Origin of the sequence: Streptomyces sp. NPDC056486 (genome assembly GCF_042795295.1) — a bacterium.
GTDB lineage: Bacteria > Actinomycetota > Actinomycetes > Streptomycetales > Streptomycetaceae > Streptomyces.
On sequence record NZ_JBHTSF010000037.1, the window covers coordinates 19,046 to 32,840 of the forward strand.

A 13,795-nucleotide genomic window follows, 5' to 3' on the forward strand; every position below is an offset into this window, starting at 1 on the left:
GTACTTACCTGCTCTCACGTAGGTACGAACAGAGGTCTCTCGAACCGGTGATCGCATGGGGCGGAGGGGTGACGTCGGCGGTGGGGATGCTCGCGTCAGGGGTGCCGCGTGGCAGAGATACAGGCACACGTCTCGGCACCAGGGAGGCACGGCATGACGACCGGTGTGACAGGAGCGACCGGCCTGAGAGAGCGGGCGCGGGGCGCGCTTCTCGGCCTCGCGGTCGGCGACGCGCTCGGCGCGCCCGCCGAGAACATGAAGCCTTCGGAGATCCGCCGCCGTTGGGGACGCATCACCGGGTACGTCGCCGAGCATCCGTCGGGCACGGACGACACCGAGTACGCGATCTTCTCGGGGCTCCTGCTCGCCCGGCACGGCTCGGCCCTCACCGTCGCGCATGTCGAGGCGGCCTGGCACGAGTGGATCGCGGACCTGGACGAGGGCCCCTTCCGGGGCGCGGGCTTCAGCGAGCGCGGCACGCTCGAGAACCTGCGCCGCGGCCTCGCGGCGCCCATCTCCGCGCAGCACCGGCACGCGTGGAGCGACGGCCTCGCGATGCGGGCCGCCCCGTTCGGGGTCTTCGCCGCGGGCCGGCCCGCCGAAGCGGCCCGGCTCGTCGCGATCGACGGCTCGGTCAGCCATGACGGCGAGGGCATCTACGGCGGTCAGGCGGTGGCAGCGGGGGTGTCGGCGGCGATGGTCGGGGCGCCGGTGGCCTCCGTGGTGGCCGCGGCCCTGTCCGTCATCCCGATGGACTGCTGGACGTCCCGTTCGCTGCGGCGGGCGGTGGCGGTGGCCCACCGGGGCGAACGCGCGGTCCGCTCCGCGGTGGTGATCGGCGGCTACCCCTGGACCGACCTCGCTCCCGAGGCGGTGGCGCTCGCGTTCGGGGCGTACGCGGCGGCCTCCGGCCATTTCCCGGATGCGGTGCTGACCGCCGTCAACATGGGGCGGGACGCGGATACCACCGCGGCGGTGGCGGGGGCGCTGGCCGGGGCGTCGTGCGGGCCTTCGGCGATTCCCTTGGCGTGGGCGGCTGCGATCGGCCCTGCGCGGGGGAGCTGTCTCCCTTCTATGCGGGGGCATCACGTACTGGATGTGGCTGAGCTGCTTGTTTCTGACCGGGGGGTCTCGTGACCGACGACAGGGCCGCCGCTTCGCGGCGGGTGTCTCCCGCCCACCCACCCGTTTGCCCCGCGTCCGCCAGTGCCGAAGAACCCGCTGTGGGCGGGTGGGCACAGCCCTTGCCCCCGGGTGCCGGGGGAAGTGGCGGCCACCGAAACGAGGCGCTGGGAGCGCACATCGAGGGCCTGCTCCTCGGCCTCGCGGCAGGCGACGCCGCCGGTTGGCCCGCCGCACGGCATCGTGCCGCACGCATGCCCGAGTGGACCCGCAGGCTGACCCGCGAGCTGGACACCTTCGCCGAGCAGAACGCCACCACCACCCTCCCCGTCCCCATCGCGCTCAACCAACCCCCCGAACCGCTCCGCCTGGGCCCCTCCGACGACGCCGAATGGGCTGCCTTCACCGCTGAGGCACTGCTCCGCGCCACGGACGGGACCCTCGACCCCCGGCTCTCCGCGGACCGCCGGGTCCGCGCGGCCATCGACCTCGCCTGGAACGCCCTCGCGAGCGAGATCGCCGCGGCAGCGGCCCGCGCCCCCGAGGTCGAGTCCGCGGTACTCCCCCTGCGCGCCCGCATCTCCGTACGCGCGGGCCTCGGCAACCTCGCCGCGGGCCTGCGCCCACCCGCCACCGGCCACGACAACCCGCACTTCTTCGACGACGCCGGCTGCGTACGCGCCTGCGTCCTCGCCCTGGTCCACCCGGGCGACCCCGAACAGGCCGCCGCCCTCGCCGAGTTCGACGCCCGCTACACCCAGGACGGCGACGGCGTGCACGGCGCCCGCGCCATGGCAGCGGCGATCGCGGCGGCGCTCGGCGGCGCCGACGTCGACACGACCGTGGACGCCGCTCTCGCCCAGCTCCCCGAGCACACCGAGATCGGCCGCAACGCCTGGCACGCCGTCAAACTCGCCCGCACCCAAGCAGAGGAGGACGGCGCGTTCGGCCTCGTACCCCTCCTGGAGCACCAGATCGTCGACCACGTCTACAGCTACGGCATCGCCGCCGCCGAGACCGTCCCGGTCGCCCTCGCCCTGACCACCGCGGCCCGCGGCCGCATCCGCGACGCGGTGCCCGCCGCCGCCTGTCTCTCCCGCGTCGCCGACTCCGCGCCCGCCCTGGCCGGTGCGCTGACCGGCGCGCTCGGTACGGCCGCCGCCATTCCCGAAGCCTGGCGCGACGCCTGCCGCATCCTCTCCGGCTGTGCGCTCCCCCGTCTCGCGGGCACCGACCTGGTGGAACTCGCCGGGCACCTGGCAGCCACGGAACTGACCGCTCCGGGAGGACAATCCCGGCATGACGCCATCAATGGAACCAACGGGACCGGATCTCCCTGAACGCATCACCGCCTGCCTGGTCGGAGCAGCCGTCGGTGACGCCATCGGCGGCCCTGTCGAGGGCTACTCCCCCGAGCAGATCGTCGAACGGCACGGCGGTCGCGTACACGGCATCGTCGGTCCCTGGAACGGCGACCAATGGCGCACCGCCCGCCCCATCGCGCCGTACCACAAGGGCGACGGACACGTCACCGACGACACCTTGATGACGCACGCGCTCATCCGCGTGTACGCGTCCGTCCGCGACCACCTGGACGCCTACGCGGTCGCCGACCACCTGGTCCCCGACCTCATGACGACCCCTCGCTGGATCCCGGAACTGGAGGCGGAGGCCATCCCCCTGCACCGTCTCTTCCTCGCCGAGAAGTGGATCGTCACCCGCCTCCACTACGGCCACGTCGACCCGCGCGAGGCAGGCACCGGGAACATCGTCAACTGCGGTGCGGCGATGTACATGGCACCGGTCGGCCTGGTCAACGCGGCGAACCCGAAGGGTGCGTACGCCGAGGCCCTCGACATCGCGGGCGCGCACCAGTCGTCGTACGGACGTGAGGCGGCCGCGGTCTTCGCGGCGGCGGTGGCGGCGGCGTGCGCACCGGGCGCGACGCCGACCTCGGTGATCGACACCGCTCTCTCGTTCGCGAAGGACGGGACGCGGGCCGCGATCGAATCGGTGGCCGAAGTGGCCGCCCATCACCAGGACTTCGAGTCGGCGCTGACCCCGCTGCGCACCGCGGTCACCCCATTCGACACGGTCGGCCCCGACTACCGCTCCCCCTCGCTCGGCGCCCGCCGCCCCTCCCGCCTGCACTCCATCGAGGAACTCCCCGTCGCGCTCGGCATGCTCCTGGTGGGCGACGGCGACTACCGCCACACGGTCCTCGGCTCGGTCAACTACGGCCGTGACTGCGACTCCATCGCGACCATGAGCGGCGCGATCGCGGGCGCCCTGGGCTCGGGCGCCCCGCCCGAGTGGTCGAAGACGGTCGCGGAAGCGAGCCGCCTGGACCTGCACGCCCCCGCGACGACGCTCGCGGGGGTCGCCCAGGAGATCTTCACCCACGACGTACGGCGCCGCCGCGCCCACGAGTCGGCGTACGCGGCCCTGACGGCCACCCCATGATCCGCCTCACCTGGGTCCAGCCGGAGGACCTGGTGGGCCACGAACTCCGCCAGGCGCAGGAGGAGGGCAAAGACGCCCGCGCGATCCAGACCCGCTGGCTGGCAGCGGGCGGCCACTTGGCCCCTGCCAGGGCGGGCGCGTCCCCAACTCCGCCGCCCCCGGCGTTGCGGGCTCTCGCTGAGGAACTGATGGCCGAACTGTCCCAGCTGCCTGCGTTGTGGGCAGGCGTTCCGCAAGGTGGAACGGGTGGGCACAACGCAACAGTGCCGGGTGCGGACCCAGCAGCGTCAACCACACTCGGCCTACGCCACCGCCTACACGCCGCCTGGCTAGGCAGAGCCGCAGGCTGCCTACTGGGCAAACCGGTAGAAAAGCTCCCGCTAGAAGGCATCAGAAGCCTCGCCAAAGCAACAGGCAACTGGCCCCTGACCACCTGGTTCACGGAAAAGGGCGTCCCCCGGGAACTAAAGGAGGCGTACCCCTGGAACAAGCGCTCCGCGCCCACCTCCCTCGCCGAGAACATCGACGGCATGCCCGAGGACGACGACCTCAACTACCCCCTCCTCAACCTCCGCCTCCTCCAACGCCACGGAAGGGACTTCACCACCACGGACGTGGCGAAGCTCTGGCTTGACGAGCTGCCCGCCGCCCGCACCTTCACCGCCGAACGCATCGCCTACCGCAACCTCCTCAACGGCATCGAGCCCCCGCACACCGCCACCCACCACAACCCGTTCCGCGAATGGATCGGCGCCCTGATCCGCGCCGACGTCCACGGCTGGACCCACCCCGGCGCCCCCACGGAGGCAGCCGACAGCGCGCAGCGCGACGCGTGCCTGACCCACACCGACAACGGCGTGTACGGCGCGATGTTCGCGGCGGCCACCATCGCCGAGGCGGCGGCAGGCACCGGAGACGTCCACCACTGCCTGCGCACGGGCCTCACCGTCGTACCGCCGGACTCACGCCTGGCCCACGCGATCCGTCACGGCATCCAACTGGCCCACCGGACAACGGACTTCGACCAAGTGGCCGACGACCTGCACGCCGTCTACGGCCACCACCACTGGGTCCACGTCATCCCCAACGCCGCCCTCCTGTCCGCCGCCCTCACCCACGCCGACGGCGACTTCACCGGCTCCATCACCCGCGCGGTCTCCGGCGGCTGGGACACCGACTCGAACGGCGCGACCGCGGGCTCGATCGCGGGGCTGCTCGCGGGCCACCCGGACGCGCTGCCCGAACGCTGGACGTCGCCGCTCAAGAACCGCCTCGCCAGCTCCGTCCCGGGCTTCGACGGCACCGGCTTCGACACCCTCGCGGACCTCACCACCGAACTCGCCGAACCCGCTGAACTCGCCCAGGAGAGACCTCACCCATGACCCACATCGCCGTGCTCGGCAGCACGAACATGGACCTCGTCGCGTACGTCGCCAAGGCCCCGCAGCGCGGAGAGACCGTCACCGGGCGCGAGTTCCGTACGCTCCCCGGCGGCAAGGGCGCCAACCAGGCCGTCGCCGCGGCCCGCGCGGGCGCCGACGCCGTGTCGATGATCGGCGCGGTCGGCACCGACGCCTTCGGCACCCAGCTCCGCGCCGCACTCGAACACTCCGGCGTCGACACCGACCTGCTGCGCACCGTCGACACCGCGCCCACCGGCACCGCGCACATCGTGGTCGACGACGAGGGCGGCAACGCGATCGTCGTCATCCCCGGCGCCAACGCCACGCTCACCGCACTCGCCCTCGGCGACGAGGGCCTGATCGCCTCCGCCGACACCCTCCTGCTCCAGCTGGAGATCCCCGTCGACGGGGTGCTCGCCGCCGCGCAGGCCGCCCGCAGGCACGGCGTGCGCACCATCCTCACCCCTGCGCCCGCCCAGCCTCTGCCTCCCGAACTCCTCGCCTCCATCGACCTGTTGGTGCCGAACGAGCACGAGGCGGCCACCCTCACCGGACTGACCGACGCGCACGACGCCGCCCGGTCGCTCCTCTCCCAGGTCCCCGAAGTCGTCGTCACGCTCGGCGCGCGCGGCAGCCTGTACGCGGCCCGGGGCGCCGATCCTGTCCTTGTGGCGGCCCCCCACGTCACCGCCGTGGACACGACCGGCGCGGGCGACACACTCGTAGGAACCCTGGCGGTGGCGCTCGCGGAGGGCCGTTCCGTGCCGGACGCCCTCGCCTGGGCGGCATCGGCTGCGGCGCTCTCCGTACAGCGAACAGGGGCGTCGGGTTCCATGCCGTTCCGCGCCGAGATCGACACCCAGGCGAACGGGGCAACCTCGTGACCGCACCCCTCACCGGCCTCCGCGTCCTCGACCTGGCGACGCTCTTCGCGGGACCGCTCGCCGCCACGATGCTCGGCGACTTCGGCGCGGAGGTCATCAAGGTCGAGCACCCGCGCAAGCCCGACCCGTCCCGGGGGCACGGCCCTTCGAAGGACGGCGTCGGCCTCTGGTGGAAGCTGCTCGGCCGCAACAAGCGCACGATGACGCTCGACCTCTCCGCACCGGGCGGTCGCGAGACCCTCCTGCGCCTGGCCGCGACGGCGGACGTGATCGTCGAGAACTTCCGCCCCGGAACCCTGGAGAAGTGGGACCTGGGCTGGGAGGAGCTGAGCGAGGTGAACCCCCGTCTCGTCCTGACCCGTGTCACGGGCTTCGGCCAGTTCGGCCCGTACTCCCGCCGTCCCGGCTTCGGCACGCTCGCGGAGGCGATGAGCGGTTTCGCCGCGATCACCGGCGAACCGGACGGGCCGCCGACCCTGCCGCCCTTCGGCCTCGCCGACTCGATCGCGGGGCTCGCGACGGCGTACGCGGTGATGACGGCGCTCGCGGCCCGCGACCGGACGGGCAAGGGTCAGGTGGTGGACATGGCGATCATCGAGCCGATCCTCACGGTCCTGGGCCCGCAGCCGCTCTGGTACGACCAGCTCGGCCATGTGCAGCCCCGCACCGGCAACCGCTCCACCAACAACGCGCCCCGCAACACCTACCGCACGGCGGACGGGAGTTGGGTCGCCGTCTCCACGTCCGCCCAGTCGATCGCGGAGCGCGTGATGCGCCTGGTGGGCCGCCCGGAGCTGATCTCCGAGCCGTGGTTCGCGACGGGCGCGGACCGCGCGGCCCACGCGGACGTGCTCGACGGAGCGGTCGGCGGCTGGATCGCCCTGCACACCCGCGACGAGGTGATCGAGGCCTTCGAGAAGGCGGAGGCTGCGGTCGCTCCCATCCAGGACGTACGTGACGTCATGACGGATCCCCAGTACGCGGCTCTGGACACCGTCACCACGGTCGACGACCCGGAGCTGGGCCCGCTGCGCATGCAGAACGTCCTCTTCCGCCTCTCCGAGACACCGGGCTCGATCGGCTGGGCGGGCCGCCCCCACGGAGCGGACACGGAGGCGGTCCTGACCGAACTGGGCCTGACGGGCGGGGAGATCGCGGGCCTGCGCGAGGAGGGCGCGCTGTGAAGGAGACGCCTCTCACCTATCTCTACGCCCCCGGCGACCGGCCGTCCGTCGTGGCGAAGGCGCTGCTCGCGGGCGCCGACGCCGTCATCATCGACCTGGAGGACGCGGTCGGCCCCGACCGCAAGGAGTACGCGCGAGCGGCGACGGCCGAGCTCCTCTCCGAGATCCCCGCCGTCCCGGTCCATGTGCGCGTGAACGCCCTGGACGGGCCCCTGGCCGATGCCGACCTCCGGGCGATCGCGCACCTGCCCGGGGTCTTCGGGCTTCGCCTGCCCAAGGTGACCTGCCCCGCCGACGTCGTCCGCGTCGCGGAGCGGTCGGCCCCCGCGGACGGCGGCGCCCCCGCCCTGCACGCCCTCATCGAATCGGCCGTCGGCCTGGAGCACGCCTTCGCCATCGCCACCGCGCACCCGGCCCTGCACGGGCTCTCCATCGGCGAGGCGGATCTCCGGGCGGACCTGGGAGTACGTGACGACGCGGGGCTCGACTGGTCCCGTGCGCGCGTGGTGGTGGCCGCACGGGCCGCGGGCCTGGCACCGCCCACGCAGTCGGTGTACACCGACATCCGTGACATCGCGGGCCTGACGGCGTCCTGCGCGCACGGCCGTTCCCTGGGCTTTTTGGGCCGCGCCGCGATCCACCCGCGCCAGCTCCCCGCCATCGAACGCGCCTACCTCCCCACCCCGGAGGAGATCGACCACGCCGAGCAGATCGTCAAGGCGGCCACGACGGAGGCGGGTGCTCTGGCTCTCCCGGACGGCACGTTCGTGGACAAGGCCGTGGTGGAGGGCGCGCGGCGGGTTCTTGACCTCGCGCGGCGGCGCCCATAGCGATGGGGCCGCCGGATCAGTGATCCGGCGGCCCCATCGACGTACGAAGCAGACGTACTGAGCGAAAAGCGTGTCAGCCCTTCTTGGCGGACTCGCCCACATCCTCCGCGTCCTTGGACGCTTCGGCTTCGGCGTCCACATCGGCGTCGTCGTCCGTGGACTTGGACTTGGACTCGGACGTGGACAGGGACGGCTTCGCGTCCTCGCCGTCCGAGGCTTCCTCGTCGGCGGGCACGGGCTCGACGATCTCCTCGCGCCCGGGGCGCTTCTTCGCCGAGAGCACGAAGTAGACGACGGCGAGGACGAAGACCGCGATGGCGGTCCAGACGTTGAGGCGAAGACCGAGCACGTGGTGCGCGTCGTCGACCCGCATGTACTCGATCCAGCCGCGGCCCGCGCAGTACGACGCGACGTACAGCGCGAACGCCCGTCCGTGGCCCAGCTTGAAGCGGCGGTCGGCCCAGATGACCAGGAAGCCGACGCCGATGCACCAGAGCGACTCGTAGAGGAACGTCGGGTGGTAGGTGCCGGGTACCCGGCCGTCCTCCGCCGACGTGATCTTCAGCGCCCAGGGCAGATCCGTGGCCTTGCCGTACAGCTCCTGGTTGAACCAGTTGCCCCAGCGGCCGATCGCCTGGGCGAAGGCGATGCCGGGGGCGAGGGCGTCGGCCCAGGCGGGCAGCGGAATGCCGCGCCGGCGACAGCCGATCCAGGCGCCGACCGCGCCGAACGCGATCGCGCCCCAGATACCGAGGCCGCCCTCCCAGATCTTGAAGGCGTCCACCCAGTCACGACCCTCGCTGAAGTACAGCTGGTAGTCCGTGATCACGTGGTAGAGACGCCCGCCGACGAGGCCGAACGGCACGGCCCAGACGGAGATGTCGGCCACGGTGCCTGGGCGGCCCCCGCGAGCGATCCACCGCTTGTTGCCGAGCCAGACGGCGACGAAGACGCCGATGATGATGCAGAACGCGTAGCCGCGCAACGGAATGGGTCCGAGTTCGACCACACCGCGCGACGGGCTGGGAATGAAGGCAAGGTCCATGGCAGGTCCGACGCTACCGTGCCGGGCGGGGCCCTAGGCAACCAGCCCGGCTACGTCTCCATAACAGGACCCGCCCAAGGCCCGCCCGAAGGCGCGGCTAGCCCTTGTTCGCCGCCTCCACCTTCGCCTTCAGCTTCGCCGGGGTCAGCGGATTCTTCTGGTCACCGAAGATGTTCTTGCCGTCGAGCAGCACGCTCGGCGTGCCCTGGAGGCCCGCGTCCTGGAAAGCCTTGTTCGACTTGGTGGCCCAGCTGTCGTGCTTGCCGTCGTCCACGCACTTCTTGAAGGGGGCGGTGACGAGGCCGTCCACCTTGCCCGCGAGCTCGATCAGCTTGCTGTTCTTGCTGAACGCGTCGTCCGTCTCGGCGGGCTGGTTCTGGAACAGCACGTCGTGGTAATCGGTGAACTTCCCGGCGTCCTGGGCGCACGCCGCCGCGTTGGCCGCGCGCAGGGAGCCGCTGCCGCCCATGTTCCCGTCGATGATCGTCGCCAGGTGATACTCGACCTTGAGCTGGCCCTTGTCGGCGAGCTCGTGGATCGTCGTGCGATAGGTGTCCTCGAACTGCTTGCAGGCGGGGCAGCGGAAGTCCTCCCAGATGGTGAGGGTGGACTTGGCGCTGTCCTTGCCGACGGGGATCGAGAGCTGATCCTCGCCGTTCGCCCCCTTGGGGGCGGACAAGGGGCTCGAAGTCTCCTTGTCGTCACCCGAGTTGGCAGCGACCAGACCGGCCACGGCGGCGAGCGCGAGCACGCCCACTGCGGCGGCGCTCACGATCAGCACTCTGCGCTGCTTGTCCCGCGACTTCTGCCGCTCTCGCTCTTCAGCCAGCCGGTCGCGGGCCGCGCGCTTTCCCTCACGGTTCTTCTCACTCACACCCCGCCAACGAACCGGGGAGGCACGAGCGTGCCTCCCCGGTCCCAGGTCCACCCGTACGAGTTACGCGTTGCCGCGAACTCCCTGGGCGAGATCACCGGCGAGCGCACGGACGGCGGCAAGGCCCGCGGCCTCGTCCGGCGCGTCCAGCATCCGCTGGACGAAGGCGGAGCCGACGATCACGCCGTCGGCGAAGCCCGCGACCTCGGCGGCCTGGCGGGCGTTGGAGACGCCGAGGCCGACGCAGACCGGCAGGTCGGTGGTGGCCTTGGTGCGCCGCACCAGTTCCTGCGCCTGCTCCCCGACGGAGGCCCGGGTACCCGTGACGCCCATCAGTGAGGCCGCGTAGACGAAGCCCGAGCCGGCCGCCGTGATGGTGGCGAGCCGCTCGTCCTTGCTGCTCGGCGCGACGACGAAGACCGTCGCGAGGCCGTGCTTCTCGGCGTGCTCCCTCCAGGTCGCCGACTCCTGGACGGGCAGGTCGGGCAGGATGCACCCGGCGCCGCCCGCGTCGGCGAGCTCGGCGGTGAAGCGCTCGATGCCGTAGCGGTCGATCGGGTTCCAGTACGTCATGACGAGCACCGGCTTGCCGGTCGCCTCGTGGGCCTCGCGCACCGTGCGCATCACGTCGGCGATCTTCAGGCCCGCCTTGAGCGCGATGTCGTCGGCGGTCTGGATGACGGGGCCGTCGAGGACGGGGTCGCTGTGCGGGAGGCCGACCTCCACGACGTCGGCTCCGCCGTCGAAGACGGCCTTGATGGCCGCGATGCCGCCGTCCACCGTCGGGAACCCGGCGGGGAGGTAGGCGATGAGGGCGGACCGGCCCTCTGACTTGGCCGCGGCGAGGGTGTCGCCCAACAGCTGGATGTTGCCGCTCACTTGGCATCCCCCTCGATCTCCGCGCCGGTGCCGGCCGCGTCCGCCTCGACGGCGGCGTCCGTGTCGTAGAGCCCGAAGTAGCGGGCGGCCGTGTCCATGTCCTTGTCGCCGCGACCGGACAGGTTGATGATCAGCAGCCCGTCCTTGCCCAGCTCCTTGCCGATGTCGAGCGCCCCGGCGAGCGCGTGGGCGCTCTCGATGGCCGGGATGATGCCCTCGGTGCGGGACAGGAGGCGCAGGGCCTGCATGGCCGCGTCGTCGGTGACGGCGCGGTACTCGCCGCGGCCGCTGTCCTTGAGGAAGGCGTGCTCGGGGCCGATGCCGGGGTAGTCGAGTCCGGCCGAGATCGAGTAGGGCTCGGTGATCTGCCCTTCCTCGTCCTGGAGGACGTACGACCGTGAGCCGTGCAGGATCCCCGGCTCACCGGCGGTCAGCGTCGCCGCGTGCTCGCCGGTCTCGATGCCGTGGCCCGCGGGCTCGCATCCGATGAGCCGTACGTCGGCGTCCGGGATGAAGGCGTGGAAGAGGCCGATGGCGTTGGAGCCACCGCCCACACACGCGACGGCGGCGTCGGGGAGACGGCCCGCGCGCTCGATGATCTGGCGCCGTGCCTCCACCCCGATGACGCGGTGGAAGTCGCGCACCATGGCGGGGAAGGGGTGCGGGCCCGCCACGGTCCCGAAGAGGTAGTGCGTGCGGTCGACATTGGCGACCCAGTCGCGGAACGCCTCGTTGATGGCGTCCTTCAGGGTCCTGCTGCCGGACTTCACGGCGATGACCTCGGCGCCGAGCATGCGCATGCGGGCGACGTTCAGGGCCTGGCGCTCGGTGTCGATCTCACCCATGTAGATGGTGCATTCGAGGCCGAAGAGCGCGCAGGCGGTGGCGGTGGCGACGCCGTGCTGGCCCGCGCCGGTCTCCGCGATGACGCGGGTCTTGCCCATGCGCTTGGTGAGCAGGGCCTGGCCGAGCACATTGTTGATCTTGTGCGAGCCGGTGTGGTTCAGGTCCTCGCGCTTGAGGAAGACCCGAGCGCCACCCGCGTGCTCGGCGAACCGGGGCACTTCGGTGAGGCTGCTGGGGCGGCCGGTGTAGTTGACCATGAGGTCGTCGAGCTCGCGGGCGAACTCGGGGTCGCTCTTGGCCTTGTCGTACTCGACGGCGACCTCGTCCACGGCGGCGACGAGGGCCTCCGGGATGAACTTGCCGCCGAACGCGCCGAAGTACCCTTCGGCGCTGGGGATTTGACCCTCGGGGTCGGGATGGAAGTACTCGCTGGGCATGCCTCTACCTCACGTGGCGTGAATGGGTGATCTGCGCTGCGATCGACCCCGCCAGGGGCGCGGGGAACTGCGCGAGCAAGCCCCACCGGGGTGAGGACGGCTACGCGCCGTGAAGGGCAGACGATTCGTCCGGCCGACGCGACGCCGTGGCTGGTCGCGCAGTTCCCCGCGCCCCGGACGGGGCGCTCGGCCATCGCATCCCGTTCACCTGACCCGGCTCATCGCCGATGACGTACCGCACCCGGCGCCCATGCACGCGCCGCGCGGGCGCCCGGCAGCCGCGAGGGCGGCAGCCGGGTGCGAGGCGGGCGAAGGCGGTCATCGGGAGGGGTCAGCTCCGCCCGTGGCGAAGGGCCGGGTGCGCGCCCGCGGCGACGAGATCGGAGACCGCGCCCTTCGGGTCGCGTCCTGTCACGAGGGACTCGCCCACGAGCACCGCGTCGGCGCCCGCATTGGCGAACGCGATGAGGTCGTGCGGCCCGCGCACACCGGACTCGGCGATCTTGACCACGTTGTCCGGCAGCTCGGCCGCGACCCGCTCGAAGGTGGAGCGGTCGACCTTCAGGGTCTTGAGGTCGCGGTTGTTGACGCCGATGACCCGCGCGCCCGCGTCCACGGCCCGCTCGGCCTCGTCCTCGTCGTGCACCTCGACGATCGGCGTGAGGCCGATCGAATGGGCGCGCTCGATGAGCGACTCGAGGGCGGGCTGCTCCAGGGCGGCCACGATGAGGAGGGCGAGGTCGGCGCCGTACGCCCGTGCCTCCCACAGCTGGTACGAGGTGACGATGAAGTCCTTGCGGAGCACCGGGATGTCGACCTTGGCCCGGACGGCCTCCAGGTCGGCGAGCGAACCGCCGAAGCGGCGCTCCTCGGTGAGCACGGAGATGACGGCGGCGCCGCCCGCCTCGTAGTCGGCGGCGAGTCCTGCCGGGTCGGCGATCGCGGCGAGCGCGCCCTTGGACGGGCTCGATCGCTTGACCTCGCAGATGACCTTGACGCCGTCGCCGCGCAGCGCGGCGGCCCCGTCCTTGGCCGCAGGAGCCTTCGCCGCGCGCTCCTTGAGCTCGTCGAGGCTGACGCGCGCCTGCCGTTCCGCGAGGTCGGCACGGACTCCGTCGATGATCTCGTCGAGCACACTCACGCGAGCGGCCCCCTTCCCTGACGGTGAAGCTGCTGTTTGAACCTCAAGCTGTTCGGCTGCCTCATCAGGCATTCCGATGGTCACTGCGATGGTATCCGCAGGAGGGCGAAGGCCTCGCATCCGGTTGACGCCAGTCCCACGACCTGGACACCCTCCACCCCTGCGGCCTGCGGTTTCTCGTTATGTCAAGGATGCAGCCATGCCCCGAACGGCAGATTGCGTACGAGGGTGAAGACGGCGATGAGGACCCCGATTCCGTACAGCTGCGCGGAACCAAGATCGATCCGCAGCCCTCGCCCGCGCGCCGCACGGGCCGCCCAGAGGGTCCAGACGACCGCGAAGACGACGTACCCGACGACGGCGAGCGCGTTGGCGCCGAGTGCCGTGGTGAAGTCGCCGTGGATGAAGGCGTGGGCGCTGCGCAGTCCGCCGCAGCCGGGGCAGAACACGCCGGTGAGCTGGAGCAGCGGGCAGGTGGGGTAGTGGCCCGGCTCGTTCGGGTCGACCGCCGCGACGTAGGCGAAGGCGGCGATCACCGAGCCGAGCACGCCGACGGGCACGGCGAGGCGCCGCAGTGCGGGGCCGACGGGTGGTGCCGCGCTCTCGGGTTCAGCGTTCACCCGATGCATTGTGCCCTCAGGCGGCGGCCTCTGCCCGGCAGGGAAACGCGGAAGGAGGCGGTCCCGG

Annotated in this window: 14 protein-coding genes; 7 read left to right on the forward strand and 7 right to left on the reverse strand. The window is 71.9% G+C overall.

Annotated elements, in window-relative coordinates:
- Positions 1-153 precede the first annotated feature (153 nt).
- The 7 genes from ACFQ7F_RS17210 to ACFQ7F_RS17240 are packed head-to-tail and all read left to right on the forward strand — an operon-like array spanning position 154 to position 7,886.
- Positions 154-1,137: an ADP-ribosylglycohydrolase family protein gene (locus ACFQ7F_RS17210; protein WP_383271147.1), complete on the forward strand. Its 984-nt coding sequence runs from the start codon at positions 154-156 to the stop codon at positions 1,135-1,137.
- The gene (locus tag ACFQ7F_RS17215; RefSeq protein WP_383271148.1) at positions 1,134-2,462 is read left to right on the forward strand and encodes an ADP-ribosylglycohydrolase family protein; all 1,329 of its coding nucleotides are present in this window, start codon (positions 1,134-1,136) and stop codon (positions 2,460-2,462) included. The genes ACFQ7F_RS17210 and ACFQ7F_RS17215 overlap by 4 nt, the downstream gene beginning before the upstream one ends.
- Positions 2,422-3,585, forward strand: coding sequence for an ADP-ribosylglycohydrolase family protein (locus tag ACFQ7F_RS17220; protein WP_383271150.1), 1,164 nt, complete (start codon positions 2,422-2,424; stop codon positions 3,583-3,585). The genes ACFQ7F_RS17215 and ACFQ7F_RS17220 overlap by 41 nt, the downstream gene beginning before the upstream one ends.
- Positions 3,582-4,967 carry an ADP-ribosylglycohydrolase family protein gene (locus ACFQ7F_RS17225; protein ID WP_383271152.1) on the forward strand — a complete coding sequence of 462 codons (1,386 nt, stop codon included), beginning with the start codon at positions 3,582-3,584 and terminating at the stop codon, positions 4,965-4,967. Before ACFQ7F_RS17220 ends, ACFQ7F_RS17225 begins: the two co-directional genes overlap by 4 nt.
- Positions 4,964-5,872: a ribokinase gene (rbsK, locus tag ACFQ7F_RS17230; protein WP_383271154.1), complete on the forward strand. Its 909-nt coding sequence runs from the start codon at positions 4,964-4,966 to the stop codon at positions 5,870-5,872. The genes ACFQ7F_RS17225 and rbsK overlap by 4 nt, the downstream gene beginning before the upstream one ends.
- On the forward strand, positions 5,869-7,056 hold the full coding sequence (locus ACFQ7F_RS17235) for a CaiB/BaiF CoA transferase family protein (RefSeq protein WP_383271156.1): 1,188 nt from the start codon (positions 5,869-5,871) through the stop codon (positions 7,054-7,056). Before rbsK ends, ACFQ7F_RS17235 begins: the two co-directional genes overlap by 4 nt.
- A complete protein-coding gene (locus tag ACFQ7F_RS17240) occupies positions 7,053-7,886 on the forward strand; it encodes an HpcH/HpaI aldolase/citrate lyase family protein (RefSeq protein WP_383271158.1) in 834 nt (277 codons plus the stop codon). The genes ACFQ7F_RS17235 and ACFQ7F_RS17240 overlap by 4 nt, the downstream gene beginning before the upstream one ends.
- A 73-nt stretch (positions 7,887-7,959) precedes the next feature.
- On the opposite strand, the gene lgt is transcribed toward ACFQ7F_RS17240, so the two are convergent.
- The 7 genes from lgt to ACFQ7F_RS17275 form a co-directional block, all read right to left on the reverse strand.
- Positions 7,960-8,931, reverse strand: a complete 972-nt coding sequence (lgt, locus tag ACFQ7F_RS17245; RefSeq protein WP_383271160.1) for a prolipoprotein diacylglyceryl transferase — start codon at positions 8,929-8,931, stop codon at positions 7,960-7,962.
- Between the two features lie 97 nt (positions 8,932-9,028).
- Positions 9,029-9,805 carry a DsbA family protein gene (locus tag ACFQ7F_RS17250; protein WP_383271162.1) on the reverse strand — a complete coding sequence of 259 codons (777 nt, stop codon included), beginning with the start codon at positions 9,803-9,805 and terminating at the stop codon, positions 9,029-9,031.
- A gap of 63 nt (positions 9,806-9,868) precedes the next feature.
- The gene (trpA, locus tag ACFQ7F_RS17255) at positions 9,869-10,684 is read right to left on the reverse strand and encodes a tryptophan synthase subunit alpha (protein ID WP_383271164.1); all 816 of its coding nucleotides are present in this window, start codon (positions 10,682-10,684) and stop codon (positions 9,869-9,871) included.
- Complete coding sequence (gene trpB / locus ACFQ7F_RS17260) at positions 10,681-11,967, reverse strand: tryptophan synthase subunit beta (protein ID WP_383271166.1); 1,287 nt, start codon at positions 11,965-11,967, stop codon at positions 10,681-10,683. Before trpB ends, trpA begins: the two co-directional genes overlap by 4 nt.
- Before the next feature lie 100 nt (positions 11,968-12,067).
- Positions 12,068-12,289, reverse strand: a complete 222-nt coding sequence (gene trpM, locus ACFQ7F_RS17265; protein ID WP_383271168.1) for a tryptophan biosynthesis modulator TrpM — start codon at positions 12,287-12,289, stop codon at positions 12,068-12,070.
- 9 nt (positions 12,290-12,298) lie between these two features.
- Positions 12,299-13,108 (reverse strand): indole-3-glycerol phosphate synthase TrpC, encoded by an 810-nt coding sequence (gene trpC / locus ACFQ7F_RS17270; RefSeq protein ID WP_383271170.1) that lies wholly within the window; start codon positions 13,106-13,108, stop codon positions 12,299-12,301.
- A gap of 185 nt (positions 13,109-13,293) precedes the next feature.
- On the reverse strand, positions 13,294-13,737 hold the full coding sequence (locus ACFQ7F_RS17275; protein ID WP_383271172.1) for a DUF2752 domain-containing protein: 444 nt from the start codon (positions 13,735-13,737) through the stop codon (positions 13,294-13,296).
- Positions 13,738-13,795 lie beyond the last annotated feature (58 nt).

What these genes read in the sequence shown, in the direction of transcription:
- ACFQ7F_RS17210 (WP_383271147.1), top strand. Translation starts at nt 154, where the DNA reads ATGACGACCGGTGTGACAGGAGCGACCGGCCTGAGAGAGCGGGCGCGG.
- ACFQ7F_RS17220 (WP_383271150.1), top strand. Translation starts at nt 2,422, where the DNA reads ATGACGCCATCAATGGAACCAACGGGACCGGATCTCCCTGAACGCATC.
- ACFQ7F_RS17225 (WP_383271152.1), top strand. Translation starts at nt 3,582, where the DNA reads ATGATCCGCCTCACCTGGGTCCAGCCGGAGGACCTGGTGGGCCACGAA.
- rbsK (WP_383271154.1), top strand. Translation starts at nt 4,964, where the DNA reads ATGACCCACATCGCCGTGCTCGGCAGCACGAACATGGACCTCGTCGCG.
- lgt (WP_383271160.1), bottom strand. Translation starts at nt 8,931, where the DNA reads ATGGACCTTGCCTTCATTCCCAGCCCGTCGCGCGGTGTGGTCGAACTC.
- trpB (WP_383271166.1), bottom strand. Translation starts at nt 11,967, where the DNA reads ATGCCCAGCGAGTACTTCCATCCCGACCCCGAGGGTCAAATCCCCAGC.
- trpM (WP_383271168.1), bottom strand. Translation starts at nt 12,289, where the DNA reads ATGACCGCCTTCGCCCGCCTCGCACCCGGCTGCCGCCCTCGCGGCTGC.
- ACFQ7F_RS17275 (WP_383271172.1), bottom strand. Translation starts at nt 13,737, where the DNA reads ATGCATCGGGTGAACGCTGAACCCGAGAGCGCGGCACCACCCGTCGGC.